We start from the raw sequence: 18,869 nt of genomic DNA on the forward strand, positions 1-18,869 counted from the left end.
ACGAAGATCACCGCCGTCGACTACAAGCAGCAGTTGATCAGTTACCCAACACTTTCTCAGGTGAGGTGGCGGGCGTGCAGGTCGACCTCGGAGCGACCTGGGTAGCACGACGCCACACCGCCATCCGGGACCTCGCGAACCGGATGGGATGTACCACGACCGGCCAGTTCGACCAGGGTCGCAACGTGCTGTGGATGGCAGGACGGCGCCGGACCTACAGCGGCACCATCCCCAAGGTCTCCCCCGCGGTCCTGGTGGACATGGCCCGCATGCAGACGGCGGTGAACAAGCTGGTCGCGACCATCGACGTGAACGCCGCGTGGGAGACGCCCGGAGCGGGCCGGCTCGACGCGATCTCGTTCGGCGAGTGGCTCGACCGGAAGTGCGCGCTGCCCAGCACCCGTGCGCTGATGACCATCGTCAGCAAGGTGCAGTGGGGCTGCGCCCCGGGAGACGTCTCCCTGCTGCACGTGATGCGCTACATCCGTGCGGCGGGCGGGCTCCATCACATGCTGGACGTCGAGGGCGGAGCGAACGAGGACCGGTTCGTCGAGACCACCCAGGAGATCGCCAAGCGGGTGGCGGAGCGGCTCGGCGACCGTGTGCGGCTGGAGACACCGGTGCGCCGCATCACGCAGGACGACAACGGCGTCACCGTCCGCACCGATTCCGGCGAGATCCACGCGGGATACGCGATCGTCACGGCCGCCCCGGCGCACCGTGCCACCATCGAGTTCGAGCCCGCTCTGCCCGAGCGGGCCGAGGGACTCACGCGAACCTGGCGCATGGGTGTCCTCAGCAAGGCCTTCGTGGCCTACGAGAAGCCGTTCTGGCGGACCGACGGCTTCTCCGGTGAGGCGCTGACCGACACCGGAACCGTGTTCATCACCTTCGACGTGTCCCCCGCCCCCGGCGGACCGGGTGTTCTGATGGCCTTCTGCGACCCTCGCGTCTTCGACGGCTTCGACCCCGAGACCCGACGCGCCCTGGTCGTCCGGCAGCTCGTCGACCTCTACGGTCCGCAGGCCCGCACCCCGATCGACTACCTGGACCACTGCTGGGGAGCGGAACCCTTCGCCCCGGGCGGCCCCCACCCTGTCGCCGGTCCCCACGCGACCACGAGCTACGGCAGGGCTCTGACCGAGCCCCACGCACGCGTCCACTGGGCCGGCACCGAGACCGCCGGCGAATGGGCCGGCACCATGAACGGCGCGGTTCTGACGGGCCAGCGCACCGCCGAGAACATCGCCGCCCTCCTGTCCCGAGACGTCCGAGCGGGGGCGTCGCGTTGAAGGAGGCGCTGTTCCTGCTCGCCGACCTGTGGATGATCTTCGTCGGGTACTTCTACGGCTGGAAGCTCATCCGCCGGTACGGCAACTACCTCCTCGGTCTCGAATTGATGGTCGTCGCGACGTCGGGCAGCAACTTCCTGCTCTGGTCGCTGCTCGGGGCCGAGAGCGACAGCGTCCTGTACGACGTTGCGTACTTCTTCGACGCCTTCTCCAGGTCGGTCGGCATCACGCTCATCCTGATCATGGGCCTGATGAAGGTCACCCACCGCTACAAGCCGAGCCGCAGCGTCGACGTCGCGGTGTTCGGAGTCGCGATCGTGGCCGGTCTGTTTCTTCGGCCCTTCCACGGCGCGGATCTCCACACCGGCGGCGTCGCGTTCTGGGTCGCCGTGTTCTATGTCGTCGTCAACCTCCTCACGGCGGTCTTCCTCGGGTACTTCGTCAAGCGGCTCTGGAGCGCGGGCGCGAAGCGGCTCGCGATCTGGACGGGCCTGGTCACCGCTGCCGGGACCACCATCGCGTTGACCTACGACTTCTTCCCGCTGCCGTTCGACGACGCGAACCGCACGATCTTCTACACCGCCGCGCTGGCGACGTGGGGCACCCAGGGATTCGTCTACTTCCGCGCCTACCGCGCACTGCACGACCACAACGCGGCCTCGGACGCGAACCCGGCCCGCACGACCGGGGCCCTCGCGTGAACCCGTCACACCAACAAGGAATCAGCATGGCGAAGAGGCACGTGTACGCGGTGGCGGACCCGGCCACCGGCAAGTTGGTCCAGGAGTACCCCACCGCGACGGACGAGGTCGTCGACGCGGCACTCGACGCGGCGGCGGGCGCCTACGCGCGGTGGTCGCGGCAGACCTCCGTGGAAGAGCGCGCCCGGTTCTTGCATGCCGTCGCAACCCTGCACAGCGAGCGCAGCCAGCACCTTGCCGAGATCATCCACCGGGAGATGGGCAAGTCGGTGGACGAGGCCGTCGGGGAGGTCGAGTTCAGCGCCTCCATCTACCGGTACTACGCCGAGAACGCGGAGACGTTCCTCACCGACGAGCCGATCGAGCTTCTGGAGGGGCAGGGCACCGCTGTCGTCCGACGCCGGCCGGTCGGCGTGCTGCTGGGGGTCATGCCCTGGAACCACCCGTACTACCAGGTGGCCCGGTTCGCCGCACCAAATCTCGCGCTGGGCAACACCATCGTGCTCAAACACGCGTCGCAGTGTCCGGAGTCGTCCGCGGCGACTCCGCGTCGGATTCCCCGGCCGCCGCGTTCGGGGCGCGCGGGACCGGGCGCGGCGACCGGGCCGGGGTGTACCTGCAGAACGTCCCGCAGTACGCGCTGGCGCTGCTCGCCCTGTGGAAGCTGGGGGCCCCGGCACTGGGACTCAACCCGATGTACCGGCGCCGGGAGCTCCGCCGCATCATCGTCGATTCCGGGGCGGTCGGGGTCGTCTGTGCGGACGAGGAGGTCCATGAGACGCTCGGGGCGCCGGCGGGGAGCACAGTGCGTTGGCTGATCAGCGCGTCGGCGCTGGACTACCGGTCGAGGAACGATCCGCGGGTCTTCCGGACGACGGAACGCCACGCCCCGGCGCCGGACGGCGACCTGGTGGCTCTGATCGTCGAGTTCGAGGGCCGCAGCCCCTCCCCCGTGGAGCTGACCCGCGACGACGTCACGTTCCTGACGTGCAGCTCGGGAACGAGGGGCTCAAGGGTGGGGTGCCATCCCATTTTCATCATCAGCCTGGCGCGGCGCCCGGTCGCCCGGCTCTCTTCCGGCGAGGAGCGGACCGAGCGCCGAAGGAACCCAGCACCCTCGGGCCCGGGGTTGGGGGAGCCGACTGTGTCGATCGACTGGGTCGATATAGTCAGCACATGGCTCATGTTTCCGCGGCGGAGCGCCGCCCCCAGTTGATCAAGGCGGCCATCGATCTCATGACCCGGGAGGGCGTGGCCGCGGGGAGTACCCGTGCCATCGCCGCGGAGCTGGGTGTCGCCCAGACCACCGTCCACTACATCTTCGGCTCGAAGGAGGGCCTCTACCGCGCGGTCATGGACCAGATCACCGACGAGCTGGTCGCGCATGTGAAGCGCGCAGCGCCGGAGGACGCGGGCTTCGAGGAGACCATCATCGCCTTCGCGCAGTCCCTGTGGGGAACCGTGCGCGAGCCGACGTCGCACCACCGGCTGCTCAGTGAGCTGACCATGTTCGCCCTGCGCGTGCCCGGCCTCAACGAGGCCCGGCAGGGCCACTACCAGCGGGTCATAGAAGTGACCGCACAGGTGATCACCGAGACGGCGAAGAGGACGGGGCAGAAGCTGGCCGAGTCTCCCGAAACGGTGGCCCGGTTCTTCCTCTCCGGCTTCGACGGGCTCACCATGCAGGTCCTTGTGGCCCTGCCCGACGAAACCGCCGAGCGGACGGGTCTCAGGGCACTCGTGGCCGCGACCGTGGCGCTGGCGAAGGGAGACCTCGAACTCCCGGACGTGCCGACGGCCTGACCGACCCGGATACGTCTGTGGGCGCACCTTTCCGGGTGCGCCCACAGACGTCTTTGCCCACTCGGGAGAATCAGCCGGCCCAGACATCCTCGACGTAGCGCCCGGACTCGACGAGCTCGGCCAGCCATGCCACGGCCCGCTCATCGCTCGCGCCGCTCCGCTCACGGTAGATCGCCATGAATGCTTCCCTTACGGCCGGAGCCATACGGCGGCCGTCGCCGCAGACGTAGACGCGTCCGCCGGCCTCCAGGACCGACCACACCTCCTCGCTCTCGCGGGCGATGCGCTCCTGGACGAAGCGGGCGCCGCTCTCGGGCGCGTGCATGAAGGTGGGGCGCATGCTGACGGCGCCGGCCGCCTCGGCCGCCTCGAACTCCTCCCGGTGCAGGAAGTCCACGTCGGGGTGGTCGCAGCCGAAGTAGCAGAGCAGGGTGCCGGTCGAGCCGGTGTGGTGGCGGTCGAGGACCGCGCCGCGGAAGGGTGCGAGGCCGGTGCCCGCGCTGACCAGGATCACCGGCACGGAGGTGTCCTCGGGGAGGCGGAAGGACTCGCTGCACGGCAGGACCCGGGCCTGGATCACGTCTCCCGCGTTCACGGTCTGCAGGAAGTGCGAGGCGATGCCCTGGAAGGCCCCCTCCCCCGACCGGTGGGGCGCGGCGAGCAGCGACACCATCAGGTCGGCCTCACCGGGCCGGGCCGCGGCGGACGACGAGATCGAGTAGTGCCGGGGACGCAGTACCGGGAGCAGCTCAAGGAAGCGCTCGAAGGGCAGCTCGCACGCGCGGTAGCGCTCCAGGAGGTCCAGGAGGCTGAGGCCCGCGGCGGTCACCTGTTCCCGGAAGGTATCGGGATCGGCGGTGGCGAAGGCGGTGAGCGGCTGCTTCTCGGGCGGGCAGGCGGTGTGCTCGGCGAGCACGGCGACCTGCTCCTGGGTGGCCGCGTCCTGGAGTTCGACGAAGTCGGTGAGCAGGCGGCGCAGGGTCAGCGGCCGGTCGACGGGCAGGGCGGCCCGACTCCGACGGCGGGCACGCAGCCGGACGGTGCGGTCCAGGTCGAGGCCGAAGCGGTCGGCCACGCGCTCAACGAGCGCCTCGGGGTTGCTCGGCAGGACGGCCAGGTGGTCGGCGGTCCGATAGGTGACGCCTTCGGGCAGCCCGAGCCGCAGGAACCGCTTGGAGCGGCCCAGTTCGTGGTCGGTGTCGACGAGTTCGTACGCTTCGAGAACCTTCATCGGCTGAACGCCGTGACGCTCGGCGAGAGGGCCGAGGACCGACTCCGAGGTGTCCTCCAGCTCGTACAGCCCTTCCCCTTCGGCCTCGGGTGCGGGGTCGGCCGCTTCACCGGCGACGGCCTGGCCGTACTCGTCCAGGAGCGCCTTCCAGAGGTTCTCCGTCCACTGGTCGACCGCTCCGCCGAAGTCGCCGGAGGCGTCGGCGCTCCCGCGCCCCAGGAGCGGGACGGCGCCGGCTGCGGTCAGACGCTCGTCGATCAGGGTGGGGATGCGCTGGTAGGTGGCCGCCCAGTTGCGGTCGCCGACACCGAGGACGGCGTACCGCAGCCCGGCGAGCGAGCCGGGGGCGAGGTCCTCCAGCCAGGCGACGAACTCGGCGGCATCGTCGGTGGGGCGGCCGTTGTAGGAGGCGGCGACGATGACGACGGGGCCCTTGGCATCGGCCAGTCTCTCCGTGTACTGGTCGAGGGAGGTGACCGTCGGGGCGAAGCCGTGACCCTCGCCGTCCGCGCCCAGATCGCGGGCGAGGCCGGCGCAGGTGCCGAGGTTGGAGCCGTGCAGCAGGGTCAGCGCGGTCCCGCTCGCCCGGCGCGTCACGGCAGCGGTCCGGCCCGCGGTGGGTTCGGCCGCCGCCGCGGTGGGCAGGCGCCGTTCGTCGCTGCTACGGCGGGCGAGCCGCAGGCTGAACCCGTCGGGCTTGATGGTCAGGGTCGACTTGATCTTCAGCTGGTAGTCGGTGTGGTCGATCAGGCGGTAGCGGTGCACCAGCAGGCCGAGCAGCAGGGTGGCCTCGTGCAGCGCGAACTGGCGTCCGATGCAGGCCCGTTCGCCGTTGCCGAACGGCTTGAAGGCGTGGACCGAGCGGGCCGCCTCCCGCTCGGGGGTGAAGCGCTCGGGATCGAACAGCTCGACGTTCTCCCCCCAGGCAGCGTCCCGGTGCAGGGCCGAGTTGATCACCATCAGCGACTCGCCCTTGCGTACGGGGTACTTGCCGCCGATGACGGTGTCCTCGATCGGCTCGACGGCGTACGCGGGAGCCGTCGGCCACAGCCGCAGGCTCTCGTTGAGGATCTGGCGGATGTAGGTGAGCTTGCCGATGTCGCCGTACCGGGGGTCCGGGGAGTCGGTGTCACCCCAGAGGGCGTCCACCTCGGCCTGGGCCCGGGCGAGCACCTCGGGGTGCTTGGTCAGGTAATAGAGGGCGAAGGAGAGCGAGCTGCTGGTGGTCTCGTGGCCGGCGATCAGGAAGGTGATCACCTGGTGGCGGATGTTGACGTCGTCCAGCGGCTCGCCGGTGGCCGGATCCTTGGTGTGCAGCATCAGCCCCATCAGGTCGTCCGTACCGGTGTCGCCGGAGGCGCGGCGCTCCCTGATCACATCGTCGACGAGGTCCGTCATCAGGTCGATGTCCGCGCGGAACTGCTCGACCTTCTTCCTCTTGAACAGCTCGGAGCCCGGGATGGACTCGCCCTTCTCCTGGGCGAAGACGAGAGCCCGGGCCATCGCCTCGACGAACGGGTGCAGGTCGTCACGGCGGAAGGACTCGAAGTCGTAGCCGAAGCCGCACAGGCCGATCGTGTCGAAGGTCAGCCGGGTCATCTCGTCGGGCACGTCCACCGTCTGCACCCCGGCCAGCCGGTCCCACTTGCCGATCAGCGAGCGGGCGACCTTGAGCATGGGGTCGTGGTAGCTGCGCATCGCGCCGAGCGAGAACGCGGGCATCAGGATGTCGTGGGCCTTGCGCCAGTTCGGTTCGTGGTTGTAGGCGGTGAACAGACCGTCCCCGGCCAACGCCCGGACCTCGACCAGATCGGCGTGGACGTGCTTGCGGAAGCGGGTCTCGTCCGACAGTTCGGTCACGAGGTCCAGACCGCCGACCATGACGGTGTCCCTCCCGAAGAGCCGCAGCCGGTACACGGGCCCGAACTCCCTGAACTCCTTCAGCAGGTAGGCCAGGAAGTCCGCACCCGCCGGAACGTTGAACGCGTGGCCTACGAGGGGCAGCGGGGGGCGCTCGGGGATCGCCCGCGCCGTGCCTACGGACACCTGAGTCATGAGCGTGCCTTTCGTTTCACTCCAGCAGTCACCAACCAAATTACACACGACTTTGTCAGGTGAACATGTCGAGTGACTGTATTGCTCGACACAGTCGAGCTCAGGAACTCATCGACCTCGGAGAACGTCCCGGCGACGGCGGCTTGACAGGCGACATTGTCAGTCGACACGGTTGAGCGACATGGTCGATCGACCACCCCGAGCGCCCCAGCCGCGTTCGCTCTTCTCACAGAATCCATCGAGGTATCCGCATGAACACCATGCTGGCCGGACGGCTGCGCCTGGACACCCGTACCTTCGCCATCGAGGAGGTCCCGATCCCGGTCCCCGGCCCGGGCGAGGTCCTCGTCGAGGTGCGGGCCGCCGGCGTCTGCCTGTCCGACATCCATCTGATCGACGGCAGCCTGAGCCCCTTCCACCCCGTGGACGCCGTCAAGGCCTCCGGCGTCATCACCCCCGGCCACGAGGTGGCCGGTGTCGTCCACACCGTCGGCCCCGATGTGAAGGGCGGCTGGACCCCCGGCCGGCGGGTCGTGCTCCAGGCCGGCCAGGCCTGCGGCGACTGCGCCGACTGCCTGCGCCACATGGCCTGTCGGCAGCCCCTGACCCGAGGAGTGGACTACGACGGGGGCTGGGCGCAGTACGCGCTCGCGCGGGAGGACACCCTGCTCCCCATACCGGACGGCCTGCCCTTCGACCAGGCGGCGATCATTCCCGACGCCGTCTCCACGCCGTACGCCGCGATCGTGGACACCGGCGCGGTCCGCCCCGCGCAGACCGTCGGCATCTGGGGCGCCGGAGGCCTCGGCGCCCACGGCATCCGGCTGGCCCGCCTGGCCGGCGCCGCCCCCGTCATCGCCGTCGACCCGCTGCCCTCGGCCCGCAGGCGCGCCCTCCTCTTCGGCGCCGACTACGCGCTCGACCCCATGGCCGGAGATTTCGCCGAGGCAGTACGCAAGGCCACGGCAGGCAGGGGCATCGACGTCGCTTTCGACTTCGCGGGCGTCGGAGCGGCCCGCTCCCAGGCCACCACGGTCCTCGGCCCGAACGGCGTCCTGGTACTCGCCGGCCTCACCCCGGAGCCGGTCACCGTCGCCGACAGCATCGACTTCTGCTTCAACGTCCAGCAGATCCGCGGACACTACGGCTCCGAGCCGGAACACGTGGAGCAGCTCGTCGGGCTGGCCGCCACCGGGCGGATCGACCTCGGCCCCTCCATCAGCGCCCACATCCCCTTGGCCGAGGCGGCGGACGCCGTCGCCCAGCTGGAGAAGAAGACCGGAGACCCGGTCCGCCTCGTACTCATCCCCTGAGCAGGAAGGGCGGAGGCCGGCCCACCCCGCCCGGCGCCGTTGGCCCCGGCCACCACCCCGGCCGCCCGGGGCCAACGGCACCTGTCAGGCGCCCTGCCCCCTGTCCAGCGCCGCGACCAAGTCGGCCACGATCACTGTGCTGAAGACGAACGCGACGGTCGCGTTGGCCGCCACGGTCCGGCGCATCTCTCGCGACATCACCGTGACGTCCGTCGTGCCGAAGGCGGCCATGGCCGGCAGGGCGAAGTCCATGCAGCCGGTCCAGGACACCGACTTCTCACCCGGGAAGTCCAGCGCCGCCTCGTCCTCCACGAGGTTGTCGGGATGGAACGCGACCGCGAAAGCGGCCAGGACGCAGATCCAGCAGACCTCCGAGTCCGAGCACAGGACGGGATGCGTATCGGAGTTCCAGCGCGGCGGCCGCCACCGGGAGCAAGGCCAACTCGACGTATGGATTTCCCCAGTTCAGCGCACCCGTCCACGCGGCTTCAGCGGAGTGGCGGGAAGCTCGGGGGCGGACAGGCGGGCGCCGTCGTAGCCCCGCACCTCGCCGAACCGGGAGCCCTCCTCCCAGTCTTTTCGCGCCTGTACGATCTCCTCACCGGATCGGCCGATGAAGTTCCAGAACATCACCAACTCCTCCTCGAACGGCTCACCCCCCAGAAGCATCAGCCCCGCGTCGGAGAGGGCACGCAGGGGAAGTTCGGTACGTCCGCAGCCGAGGTAGAGCATCGAGCCGGGCAGCACGGGTACGCCGTCGACCTCGGCCTCGCCCGACATGGACAGGACCGCGTACTCGAAGTCGGGGACCAGGGGCAGGCGGGCCTCGGCGCCACCGGTCAGGGACAGGTCGGCGCCGACGATCGGCGTGTACGTCGTACCGGGCGAGGCCGCCCCGTCCAGTTCGCCCAGGATGACGGTGGCGGACAGGCCGGAGGCCGTGACGACGGGCAGGTCCGCATGGTGCTGGAAGTGCGGCTCGACGTTGCGGTGGGCGTCCGGAAGGGCCACCCAGAGCTGCGCCCCGTGCAGAAGCCGGGCGTGTTCCTTCGGGCTCTCCTCGGAGTGGCTGATGGCGCGGCCCGAGGTCATCAGGGCGAGTTCTCGGGGGCGTACCGTCTGCAGACTGCCGAGGCTGTCCCGGTGGAGCACCTCCCCTTCGTGGAGCCAGCTGACGGTCTGGAGCCCCATGTGCGGGTGCGGCGGGACCTGCATGCCCGGCTCGTCGGCGATGTCGTCGGGGCCGTAATGGTCGACGAAGGCCCACGCCCCCACCATGCGCCGGCCGAGGTTGGGCAGCAGGCGGCGGACCTCGGTGGACCCGCCCAGTCGGACGTGGCGGGGAGCCAGCAGCTCACGGACGGGCTCGGCGACGACGAAACCCCGCCCGCCGCAGACGGAGGGGGTGGCCTGGCGATCGAGATTGCTCATGGCGCTCAACCTATTCCCGCAGGGGCACGGGGCGTCGGGCCCCACGCCAGAACTTTAGTGGAATGTTCAACCATTGTGCGGTGTTGTCATGGCTGAACGTACGGCGGGGCGGTCCGGGGACGGGCCGCACCACACGAAGGAGGACACGTGAGCGAGACCGAGACCTACTACGAGTTCGGCACCGCCGCCGACCGGTGGGACCGGGCGCAGATGTTCTTCGAAGCCAAGGAGTACCTGACGGCCGCGCGGATCCTGGGCGGACTGGTCGGGGAGGCCCCGGAGCAGGTCGCGCCGCGGCTGCTGCTGGCTCGCTCCTACTACCACTCGGCCCGGCTGGGCAAGGCGGAGGAGGAGCTGCGGAGGGTTCTGGAGCTCGACCCGGTGGAGACGTACGCGCACCTCATGCTGGGCCGGACGCTGGAGCGCCAGGGGCGCGATGCCGACGCGGCGCCGCACCTGCGGATGGCCGCGGCCCTCACCGGTGACTTCGGCCCCGAAACCGACCGCTCCTGAGTCACCGCCCCGCGCCACCCGCCGGGCCCGCACCTTGTCGGTGCGGGCCCGGTCCGGCGCGGGCCCGGTCCGGTGCGGGACCGGCCTTCTTTACCCGTCGATAGACGCGTCGGACAATGAGATCTTCAGACCGAAGGGGTGGGGAATGAAGGGATCCAGCAGCGGCGCGTTACGCCGGACGCGGTCGGCCGCGCTCATCGGGCTGGCGGTGGCGGTTTCGGCAGGCTGCTCCGGCGGTGACGACGGGACGAAGGGGGATCCCGCGGAGCTGCACGATCGTTTGCCGGGGGTCCACAGCTGGACCGCCAAGCCGTGCACCCTCCTCACGGCGGCACCGCCCGCCGAAGGCTTCAGCCTCGGCAGCACCACCGACTCCGCCTCCCCCGAAGCCCGGGAGGCCATCGGCGAGGGCGGTGTCCGGCCGCGCTACCGGCAGACCGGCTGCCTCGCGGACCTCAGAGGCCCGGACGGCGCGTTCTGGCAGCTCAACGCCACGGCCTCGGTGTACGAGGCCCCCGAGCCCGCCCGTCACGCGTACCGCGTCAAGGAGGACCTCGACCGCGCTCACGGGCGCGGGCTCGAGAAGGTGCACGACACCGCGTACGCGCTGCCGGCCGACGAAGGGGGCCGCCCCGGCCGCACCCTCCTTCTGTGGAACGGGGACCTGGTGCTCACGGTGTCCGCGTACGCACCGCACGGCAGCACGGAACGCGAAGCGCGGAAGGACCTGGACCAGATCCTCGGCAACGCGGCCCGCCGCATGGAGGACGGCCTGCGCGACCACGACGCCCCCTCCCCCTCCCCCACCCCTTGATGCCAGGGCCCCTTAACCCCCGGCTCTTACAGGTCGTCTCAGTTGGTGCGGGATCACATTCCGCGCTCTGGGCCGTACGCCTCGCGAGTGGGCCGGCCTGGTCCTTCAGGTGGGTACTCCAGCCCCACGGGGCCGGGGTAGAAGGTCGCACTGTCCCAACCGGTCATCTCCTCACCGACGAGGTGGCGGTACAGCCACTCGGCGAAGGTCATGGGGTGTCCGACCCAGTCGCCCTCTGCTCCTTGGACCACCACCCCGTCGGAGAACCCGTGGACCGACGAGGCTACGAAGACCGCGGCTCCTTGATCGGTGGCGGCGATGGGTACGAGCCCTTCGGTGGTTCCGAAGCTGAGCTGGGGAAGTTGGCAGAAGACGCGCGGATCGTCGTCCGGCCCGGTGACGTAGGACTCCCATCTGCTATCAGCCCAGACTGCTGATGCCGAGCGGATCTCTTCGCCCAGGTTCCACCAGTTCGACGCGGGGTGAGACAGGGTGAGGTGTCCGTTGATCTGCACCGGCGCATACGCGTCGACGATCTGTTTGTAGTCCCCCGGAAACGCCCTGCCGAGTTCCTCCTCCAGGCTGAGCCAGGCCGCAGGGTCGGCATAGCGTTGCTCTCCGGGACCCAGCATCGCGAAGACGGCCTCCAGATAGTCGGTCATGGTGGTCATGCCCCTCGAAGATGCTTGCCGGGAATCGTTCGAGCCCAGCATCGAGCACCTCTCCTGTCGACGGCCGGCGGGGGCCTCGTTGTCATGGCACGGAGATGGGACGGCAACTGGTGCCGGACAGGTTGGGGGAACTTTTCCTTCGCGTGATGCCCGAGGCGCTTGTTCGTCCGCAAGGCCGTGGACGTCGGAGGGCCGACGATCGCGGAGCCCTGGTACGAATCTTTCCGTTGCCACCTCGGGCTGCACGTGGCGGCAGCTCCCACCCATGTTCGGGGCGTCATGGCCTACCGCGCATCACCGATTCACGCACTGGACCGAAGCCCGCGTCGGGGCCAAACTCCACCGCCTGGTCCTCGACGCACTGGGCGCCCGTGGAAAGCTGGTCCGGTCGAGGTGCGCGATCGAATCGGCGAGTGTGCGGGCAGCAAGAGAGGGGCCACCGACCGGACCGAATCCGACCGATCGCAGCAAGTCGGGGTCGAAGTCCGTCTGATCACCGACCGGAACGGACTGCCGCTGTCGCTCGGCATCTCCGGTGCCAGCATGCACGACAAGCAGGGGCCTTACGCCACCCGTGCGCGGCGTCCCCGCCCATCCGCTCCCCTCGCGGCCCGCGTCGCCGACGGCCCTGGCAAGCTCCATGCCGACAAGGGCTACGAGGACGACCACCTGCGCCGCTGGTTCCGTGAGCGCGGCATCCGCCACCGCATCACTCGCAAGCGCATCGAGTCCTCACAGCGGCTCGGCCGACACCGATGGGTGGTCGGAAAGGGCCGTGTCCTGTCCGAGCGGCTGCCGACGCCTCCATCGGCGTTGTGAACGCAAGTCCGGCCGCTTCCTTGCCTTCGTCGGCATAGCCGCAGCCCTCCTCTGCCACCGCCGCCGCACCGACTGAGACGACGCCTTAGGTACCCGGACTCCCGGGCCTTGAGGCCGTGTATCGGAAGTGAATCCTGCGCATAGGGTGGCGGCATGTCACTGGGTCACATAGTCCTCTCGTCCGGTCGCTCGATCCGGCTCACCGAGCTGCGGATGTCTTCGACCTACGGGGGGATGCTGGAGGGCTACCCGTGCAAGCGCATCAACGACCGGAGGGTCAGTTGGCTTCAGAGACAAGCCGAATGCGCGTTTTCCTCCACGCCGGTCCATCTCGTTCCGCCCTCCCGCGAGTACCCGGACGAGCCCGCCGGCGCCTTCGGCCCCGTTGAGGTCCTGCCTTCCGTGTCTTGCGTCGGCTTCTTCGACTCCGCAGCGCTCGACCCGGCAATGGACGGCTCCGCCCTCGTCGTCGCCTGGTTCCAGCCCGTCCCGGAGGTACCGGCCGGTGAGGACGCTGATCTTGCGCTTCGCGGCATTCGTTGGGAGGAGCTGGCCCAGGACTACGAGCTGTAGCCACGGGTGCCGGTCACGGCCACTCGTTGATGGCCGCGACCAGCACGGTCGCCTCGTAGTCGGACCGCCAACTTGGCATAGCGCGTGGCGTCAGCCCGGTTCCTCCTCAGACGGTTGATCCCGCACTCGACCACGTGACGCTCGCGGTATTCGACCGGGGCGAAACGTGGCGGCCGACCGCCATGAGAGCCGAGCTTCCGGCGGTTGCGCGCCCAGGTCGTGTATCGACAGTTGGGTGTTCACAAGTGACCCGGTCGACGTTTGACCAGAGGTGCGAGGCCCTCGATGAGGGGGGTGGGGTCGAGGTCTGGGTCGAGCGTGCGCTGGAGCAGGAAGCCGTCGATCGCTGCGGTGAGGGTTACTGCTGCGGCGAGCGGGTGGGCAACTCCTTGTTCGGCGAACCAGTCATGCAGTTGTCGTCGGAGCTGGGACAGGGAAGCGGCGATGTCGGTGCGCAGTTGAGCGTCCCGGTTTGCCGCTACAAGGGATTCGTACAGCAGTAGCAGTTCCGGGTCGTGTGAGTCGCCGGCGCACAGCGAGCGGAGGATCAGTTCAACGGCCACTGTTGGGTCCTGTTGTGACAGGGCCCCGTTGATGCGGTCAAGGAAGAACATTCGGATCTTGCCTGCTGCGGCGATGCGCCGGAGTTCGCTGATGCTTCCTACGTGGTAGTGGATCACGCCGGGGTTCACGCCTGCGCGCTCCGCGACACGCCGGCTGGTCACACCGCCCCAGCCCACCTCGGGGATGAGGGAGGCTGCGGCCTCGATGATCTTCTCCCGGGTGCTCGCTCCGGCGGCGGGGACGGCGTTCACAGTCGAATTCCCTGGATCGCGATCACGACGCCCACGCCGGCCGAGGCCAGTGCGATGGCTTCGAGAACGAGTAGTTGGACCGGGAGCCGGTCGGGCACGACGGGGAACACCGCGCCGAGGTCGGCCGCGAAGACCACGGCGTAGCCCAGGCTCAGGACCAGCGCCGCCACGAACACCCAGCCCTGACCCGCCATCGCGAACCCGGCCACTACGAAACTCGCCAGCCCGAGGGAGGTGAGGTAGGCATTGAAGCCGTTGTACTGCCAGCGGGGGAGCGAGGAGAAATCCCTCGTGTCGACGAGCTTCCCCGGGACCATAGGGATCAGCAGGAGTGCCTCCCATACCAAGAATGCCCCGATCAAGGTCGTCAGTAGGGAATGTTCCATCACGTTCTCCAGGGGCGCAGAGGTCGGCCAATCCACTCACCTTGGACGATAGTCCTGGACACTCGTCCAAATCAATTCGGTGGGGGCCTGGCTTACCTGCCCCTGGGTAGTTCGAAGGCGGAAATCGTCACGCATACCGGTCAGAGCCCGCGATGAGGGCGGTCGCCTCGTCCCGCGCCCGACCGCGTGCCGCTGGCGGTAGTCCGCCGAGTCGAAATGTGGCGGTCGGACGCCGCGGAAGCCGAGCTTCTGGCGGTTGCGCGCTTGGTCGTCAGGGATGGTGCAGCGGATCCCGCGGCGGCGCAGGTAGGCGCGGTTCTTGCGGGAGGCGTACGCCTTGTGAGCACGCACCCGGTCGGGGCGGACCCGTGGCCGGCGCGGCCCGATGCGGGGCACGCGGACTTTCTCCGGAACAGGCTCGAACTCCGGCGAATCGCCGCGCCTGCCGGCTGTGACCAGGATGGACATGGGCTTCGAGCCCCGCTCGACGGCTAAGGGTTGTCCCGTTAAGAATCTTGGAGTCGCCGGACATAGCGGCCCACCGTGCCGCGTGCAACCTATCCGGCGAGGGCGAGGTTGTGTAGACGGGCGATGCCGAGCATGGCGTGGTGGACGCCGTCGCCTTTGAGGCGGCAGTCGCGGAGGATCTTCCACGTCTTCATGCGGGCGAAGTCGTGCTCGACGCGGGCGCGGACCTGCTTGTGGGACTTGGTGTGTTTTTCTTTCCAGTCCGGGAGTTCGGTCTGGCCGCGCTTGCGACGGTGCGGGATGACGGAGTCCGGTGCCCCAGCCGCCGTCGGCGATCGTGAGGGTGTTGCCGACGGCGGCCTTGGCTCCGGATTCCTCCCATGCCTTGCAGCCGTTGCGGTTCCCGGCGAGGGGCCGGCCCATCACGACGACCAGGCGGGTGTCGGCGTCGATGACGACCTGGTGGTTGGTGGAGTACCGGTAGTTTTTCGACCGCTCGGCGATGGTGTGGTCGCGGGTGGGGACCGGGGTGCCATCCACGATGAGCACGGTGTTCTTGGCGAACCGCTCGCGAGACCGGAGCGCCAGCAGGGGGCCGAGGTAATTGATGACCCGGCCGGCCGTGGACTTCGAGATGCCGAACAGCGGGGCGAGCTGCCGCAACGCCAGATTGGTGCGCCAGTATGCCGTGGCAATCCCGCAGCTACGCTGACCAGGGCAGTCCACAGTGAGTAAGACCCGGGGGAAACCGTGAACCGACCGTTGCTGTTCCTCGACGTGGACGGGCCACTCAACCCTTACGCAGCCAAGCCGCAGAGACGTCCCGACGGCTACACCACAATCCGAGTTCCCAGGAACGACGCCTATGGGGACGACAGGGGCCTCTCGTCCCGACTGCGCCCCCTGCGGGTCTGGCTCAACCCAGAGCACGGGCGAAACCTGCTCCAGCTCGGCTTCGAGCTGTGCTGGGCGACCACATGGATGGACGACGCCAACCGGTGGATCGCACCGGTCCTCGGCCTTCCGGAACTTCCCTTCGTCGACTTCGGCGATGTCCTACTTCAAGAACGCCCCGATGGAGTCCACTGGAAGACCGGACCGCTGGTGAACTACGCAGACGGCCGTCCCTTCGCCTGGGTGGACGACGAGCAGAGCGAGCTGGACCAGATGTACGTGACCGCCCACCACCAAGGGACCGGGCTCCTGCACCACGTCAACCCACGGATCGGTCTACGAGAGAACGACTTCCACGCGCTCGCCGACTTCGCCCGGTCCGTGAGCACTTCACGAACCACCAGCTGAGCACCCCACCAGCTCTTCAGACCGCTCCGCACCCGGAGCCAAGATCTTTGCGGGACAGCCCTTGGATGCAGCTTGGTGGTGAACCCGCCGCGCGAGCGTCCCGGTCCATGATCTGCGGGCTCGGTGAACATGCCGCCCGGAGGTTCCTTCTGCAGGTCGCCCTGCGTGCGGGCCCCGGCTGCATACTGATGAGCGCGGCACACCGTGGAGTCGACCCTCAGGTCCGACCTGATCGCATCTGCCGTGTTGGCCAGGGACTGAAGTCGGGCGAGGACCCTACGCCAGGTGCCGTCCCGCTGCCACCGGCGAAGCAGGTCGTGGACCCGGTCCAAGAGGCTTACCAGACAGGCACATCCCGCCATGGGACACCAGCCCGGACCCGGAACCGTATGCCGTCGATCTGGCGCCGCCGGGACCTGTCCGCCGTGGGCACCCCTCAGGCCAGCTCCTCTGACACGGCGTCGGTGGCCCGGCCCCGCGCGTTCGTGGCGGAAATCCATACAGCGTCAAAGGCGGTGTACCGAGCGACCTCGAACGGGAGACGACGACCATCGACGAGCGTGACGAAGTCGGGATCGTCAGCGTCCACGAAGGACTGCCGCTCATCCTCCCAGTCGATGTTGTAGCCGACCCAGACCACCAGCTCGAAGGTGTCCTCGCCATCAGCGTCGACATAGACCTGGTCGGCGCGGCGAGTGCGCAGCCTGTCCTCGTCCCAGCTGTCACAGAACATTGCGTCGTAGCCATGTACCGCGCCGTCGAACAGCAGAATCTGCTGTCCCGACTCGGTGACCGCGTACACCAGCGCGGGCAGGTCGTCACCGACGATCAGCCCTTCGAACAGCTCCCCGTAGTAGCGCAGCTGGAATCGAGTCTGGCCGTCCTTGGATCGCAGCCGTGCCGCCCAGCCGGCCTCCAGCAGCCCTGCCCAGAAGTTCTCGGTCACGTTGCAGGGACGGTCGGCCGGCTCGGTCAGGCCGACCAGGTGAGGCGGCCCAGGGCGCGTTGCCGTCCCAGACACGGACATGCCATTCATCATGTGCTCAATCATCGGCTATCCGATCCATGCAGGCCGACGGCCACAGCGCGAACTCTGCCTGATGCGGCACTAGTCGATCTCGCGCTCGCTCCCGCAAACCGTCGTGGGCACGGAACCCTGTACGACGGTACAGATCCGCGAGGTCATCGAGCGGCTGGTCGCCGCTGGCCAGTGGAAACCTGGTGACCCGGAGGTCGTGGTCGCGCTGGACTCCGGATACGACGCTCCTCGCATCGCGCACCTGCTGAGCAACCTGCCCGTCGAGATCCTCGGCCGGCTCCGGTCCGATCGCGTATGCGTCGGCCTGCGCCCCCACGCGAAGAGTTCCATCCGGCCAACCCCAAGGGCGGCAGGCCGCCCAAGCACGGCGGCGAGTTCGTCTTCGACGATCCCGCAACCTGGGGCGCCGAGCAGGCCGTGACGGTCACGGACACCCGGCTCCATGGGAAGGCGACCGCGCAGGCGTGGGATCGGCTGCACCCGAGGCTGACCCGCCTGGCCGCGTGGCTCGACCACGACGGGCCGCTGCCTCTCATCAAGGGCGCCGTCTTCCGCCTGGTCGTGGAGAAGCTGCCCAACGGCGGGGTCAACAAGCCGGTCTGGCTGTGGTGGTCGCGCACCGCCGCCACGGAAGCGGACGTTGGCCGCTTGCTGGCAGTCCGTCCTCCGCCGTTTCGGCATCGAGCACACATTTCGCCTGCTCAAGCAGACCCTCGGCTGGACCGAGCCCCGACTCCGAAGCTCGGAAGCGGCTGACCGGTGGACCTGGCTGGTGAGCGCCGCCTACGCCCAGCTCCGCCTCGCCCGCCTGCTGGCCACCGACCTCCGTCAGCCCTGAGCGAAGCCTACGGAGCCGAACAGAATGACACCCGCCCGCGTCCGCAGAGGGTTCAGAAACCTGCACACGAAGGCCGGATCTCCGGCCGTGGCACCGAAACCTCCCGGCCGGGGCCTGGCAGGCCGCAGGGCTCGAAGAATCGCCGCCCGGCCACCCGACATGACGTGGGCAGAGTCCTCGCCACCGGCGAGGCGTTCAGTGAGCCTACGTCGCCATTTTCGGCTGGGGCGACTACGTCACTCCTTGATGGGGTCAAACGACAAGCCAAGAGGTCGTCTCGTGTGGATCTGCAGTGGGGGTGGCTGCCATGGCGGGCGGGGCTACATGCCGCGGTACGGCCCGGTCCACGGTTCTGGCCGTTCGCCGTCGACCATCGGAAGTCGGCATAGCTGTACCGGTCCGGGATAGAAGGCCGAGGTGTTGGGGCCGGCCATGTCCTCACCGATGAGATAGCGGTAGAGCCATTCGGCGAAGTTCATGTCGTGCTGTGCCCAACCGCCCTCGCCGTCTTCGACCAGGATCCAGGGGGCTGGGCCGTCCGCAGCTACGAGGAACAGTGTCTCGCCGCGGTCGGTGCCGGCGATGGGCCACAGTCCGTTGCGTGTACCGAAGCTCAACTCTGTGAGTCCGAACAGCAGGCGAGGGTCCTCGTCGGGGTCGAGTTCGTCCCAGGAGATTGCGGACCAGGCGCGGGCCGTGTCACGTATCCGGTCGCCCAGATTCCAGCGGTCGGTCGCGGGATGACTCAGTAGCTGTTGTCGTACCGAACCTGAGGGCGGCGTTTTCGCTGGTCAGGCATAGGTTG

The 18,869-nt window shown here is 68.9% G+C and carries 19 protein-coding genes and 4 pseudogenes; 13 read left to right on the plus strand and 10 right to left on the minus strand.

Annotation, left to right across the window (positions count from 1 at the left end; genetic code table 11):
- Positions 1–74 precede the first annotated feature (74 nt).
- From IE145_RS32595 to IE145_RS32615, 5 genes and pseudogenes are all read left to right on the plus strand, one after another.
- Positions 75–1,292: a flavin monoamine oxidase family protein gene (locus IE145_RS32595; protein WP_229826013.1), complete on the plus strand. Its 1,218-nt coding sequence runs from the start codon at positions 75–77 to the stop codon at positions 1,290–1,292.
- Entirely contained in the window at positions 1,289–1,993 is a 705-nt protein-coding gene (locus tag IE145_RS32600; RefSeq protein ID WP_189529035.1) for a transporter, read from the plus strand. The genes IE145_RS32595 and IE145_RS32600 overlap by 4 nt, the downstream gene beginning before the upstream one ends.
- A 26-nt stretch (positions 1,994–2,019) precedes the next feature.
- Positions 2,020–2,472: pseudogene (locus IE145_RS32605) on the plus strand (aldehyde dehydrogenase family protein); the annotation flags it as partial.
- Between the two features lie 131 nt (positions 2,473–2,603).
- The gene (locus IE145_RS32610; protein WP_229826014.1) at positions 2,604–3,209 is read left to right on the plus strand and encodes an AMP-binding protein; all 606 of its coding nucleotides are present in this window, start codon (positions 2,604–2,606) and stop codon (positions 3,207–3,209) included.
- The gene (locus tag IE145_RS32615; protein WP_189529036.1) at positions 3,170–3,796 is read left to right on the plus strand and encodes a TetR/AcrR family transcriptional regulator; all 627 of its coding nucleotides are present in this window, start codon (positions 3,170–3,172) and stop codon (positions 3,794–3,796) included. The genes IE145_RS32610 and IE145_RS32615 overlap by 40 nt, the downstream gene beginning before the upstream one ends.
- Positions 3,797–3,866: 70 nt before the next feature.
- Here IE145_RS32615 and IE145_RS32620 read toward each other — a convergent pair whose 3' ends face one another.
- Positions 3,867–7,082, minus strand: coding sequence for a bifunctional cytochrome P450/NADPH--P450 reductase (locus IE145_RS32620; RefSeq protein WP_189529037.1), 3,216 nt, complete (start codon positions 7,080–7,082; stop codon positions 3,867–3,869).
- Positions 7,083–7,333: 251 nt separating this feature from the next.
- Here IE145_RS32620 and IE145_RS32625 point away from each other — a divergent pair, with 251 nt between their 5' ends.
- Positions 7,334–8,395 (plus strand): zinc-binding dehydrogenase, encoded by a 1,062-nt coding sequence (locus IE145_RS32625; RefSeq protein ID WP_189529038.1) that lies wholly within the window; start codon positions 7,334–7,336, stop codon positions 8,393–8,395.
- An 84-nt stretch (positions 8,396–8,479) separates the two neighbouring features.
- On the opposite strand, the gene IE145_RS32630 is transcribed toward IE145_RS32625, so the two are convergent.
- Positions 8,480–8,851: a DUF1345 domain-containing protein gene (locus IE145_RS32630; RefSeq protein WP_189529050.1), complete on the minus strand. Its 372-nt coding sequence runs from the start codon at positions 8,849–8,851 to the stop codon at positions 8,480–8,482.
- A gap of 9 nt (positions 8,852–8,860) precedes the next feature.
- Positions 8,861–9,826, minus strand: a complete 966-nt coding sequence (locus IE145_RS32635; protein ID WP_189529039.1) for a pirin family protein — start codon at positions 9,824–9,826, stop codon at positions 8,861–8,863.
- 147 nt (positions 9,827–9,973) lie between these two features.
- Between IE145_RS32635 and IE145_RS32640 the strand changes: the two genes are divergently transcribed.
- Together IE145_RS32640 and IE145_RS32645 are read left to right on the plus strand one after the other, a co-directional pair.
- Positions 9,974–10,339, plus strand: coding sequence for a tetratricopeptide repeat protein (locus IE145_RS32640; RefSeq protein WP_189529040.1), 366 nt, complete (start codon positions 9,974–9,976; stop codon positions 10,337–10,339).
- A 145-nt stretch (positions 10,340–10,484) separates the two neighbouring features.
- Complete coding sequence (locus tag IE145_RS32645) at positions 10,485–11,153, plus strand: hypothetical protein (RefSeq protein WP_189529041.1); 669 nt, start codon at positions 10,485–10,487, stop codon at positions 11,151–11,153.
- A 53-nt stretch (positions 11,154–11,206) separates the two neighbouring features.
- Here the strand turns inward: IE145_RS32645 and IE145_RS32650 are convergent, their stop codons facing one another.
- Positions 11,207–11,824, minus strand: a complete 618-nt coding sequence (locus IE145_RS32650) for a hypothetical protein (RefSeq protein WP_189529042.1) — start codon at positions 11,822–11,824, stop codon at positions 11,207–11,209.
- A gap of 95 nt (positions 11,825–11,919) precedes the next feature.
- Between IE145_RS32650 and IE145_RS32655 the strand changes: the two are divergent.
- Both IE145_RS32655 and IE145_RS32660 read left to right on the plus strand, forming a co-directional pair.
- Positions 11,920–12,719, plus strand: a pseudogene (locus tag IE145_RS32655) (IS5 family transposase).
- Positions 12,720–12,796: 77 nt separating this feature from the next.
- Positions 12,797–13,216, plus strand: a complete 420-nt coding sequence (locus tag IE145_RS32660; RefSeq protein WP_189529043.1) for a hypothetical protein — start codon at positions 12,797–12,799, stop codon at positions 13,214–13,216.
- Here IE145_RS32660 and IE145_RS33660 read toward each other — a convergent pair.
- From IE145_RS33660 to IE145_RS32675, 4 genes and pseudogenes are all read right to left on the minus strand, one after another.
- Positions 13,204–13,419: pseudogene (locus tag IE145_RS33660) on the minus strand (hypothetical protein); the annotation flags it as partial. The gene IE145_RS32660 and the pseudogene IE145_RS33660 overlap by 13 nt on opposite strands.
- Positions 13,420–13,455: 36 nt before the next feature.
- Entirely contained in the window at positions 13,456–14,031 is a 576-nt protein-coding gene (locus IE145_RS32665) for a TetR/AcrR family transcriptional regulator (RefSeq protein ID WP_189529044.1), read from the minus strand.
- Positions 14,028–14,417 carry a DUF8051 family protein gene (locus tag IE145_RS32670; protein ID WP_382828254.1) on the minus strand — a complete coding sequence of 130 codons (390 nt, stop codon included), beginning with the start codon at positions 14,415–14,417 and terminating at the stop codon, positions 14,028–14,030. Before IE145_RS32670 ends, IE145_RS32665 begins: the two co-directional genes overlap by 4 nt.
- Before the next feature lie 557 nt (positions 14,418–14,974).
- Positions 14,975–15,581 (minus strand): annotated as a pseudogene (locus tag IE145_RS32675) (transposase); the annotation flags it as partial.
- 54 nt (positions 15,582–15,635) lie between these two features.
- Between IE145_RS32675 and IE145_RS32680 the strand changes: the two are divergent.
- Positions 15,636–16,187 carry a hypothetical protein gene (locus IE145_RS32680; protein ID WP_189529046.1) on the plus strand — a complete coding sequence of 184 codons (552 nt, stop codon included), beginning with the start codon at positions 15,636–15,638 and terminating at the stop codon, positions 16,185–16,187.
- A gap of 436 nt (positions 16,188–16,623) precedes the next feature.
- Here IE145_RS32680 and IE145_RS32685 read toward each other — a convergent pair whose 3' ends face one another.
- A complete protein-coding gene (locus tag IE145_RS32685; protein WP_189529047.1) occupies positions 16,624–17,238 on the minus strand; it encodes a hypothetical protein in 615 nt (204 codons plus the stop codon).
- Between the two features lie 91 nt (positions 17,239–17,329).
- Here IE145_RS32685 and IE145_RS34055 point away from each other — a divergent pair, with 91 nt between their 5' ends.
- On the plus strand, positions 17,330–17,647 hold the full coding sequence (locus IE145_RS34055) for a transposase (RefSeq protein ID WP_189529048.1): 318 nt from the start codon (positions 17,330–17,332) through the stop codon (positions 17,645–17,647).
- A gap of 219 nt (positions 17,648–17,866) precedes the next feature.
- The gene (locus tag IE145_RS34060) at positions 17,867–18,064 is read left to right on the plus strand and encodes a hypothetical protein (RefSeq protein ID WP_189529049.1); all 198 of its coding nucleotides are present in this window, start codon (positions 17,867–17,869) and stop codon (positions 18,062–18,064) included.
- A gap of 320 nt (positions 18,065–18,384) precedes the next feature.
- On the opposite strand, the gene IE145_RS32700 is transcribed toward IE145_RS34060, so the two are convergent.
- The gene (locus IE145_RS32700) at positions 18,385–18,681 is read right to left on the minus strand and encodes a hypothetical protein (protein WP_189529051.1); all 297 of its coding nucleotides are present in this window, start codon (positions 18,679–18,681) and stop codon (positions 18,385–18,387) included.
- Between the last annotated feature and the right edge of the window lie 188 nt (positions 18,682–18,869).

Origin of the sequence: Streptomyces sindenensis (assembly GCF_014649035.1) — a bacterium.
Taxonomy (GTDB): domain Bacteria; phylum Actinomycetota; class Actinomycetes; order Streptomycetales; family Streptomycetaceae; genus Streptomyces; species Streptomyces sindenensis.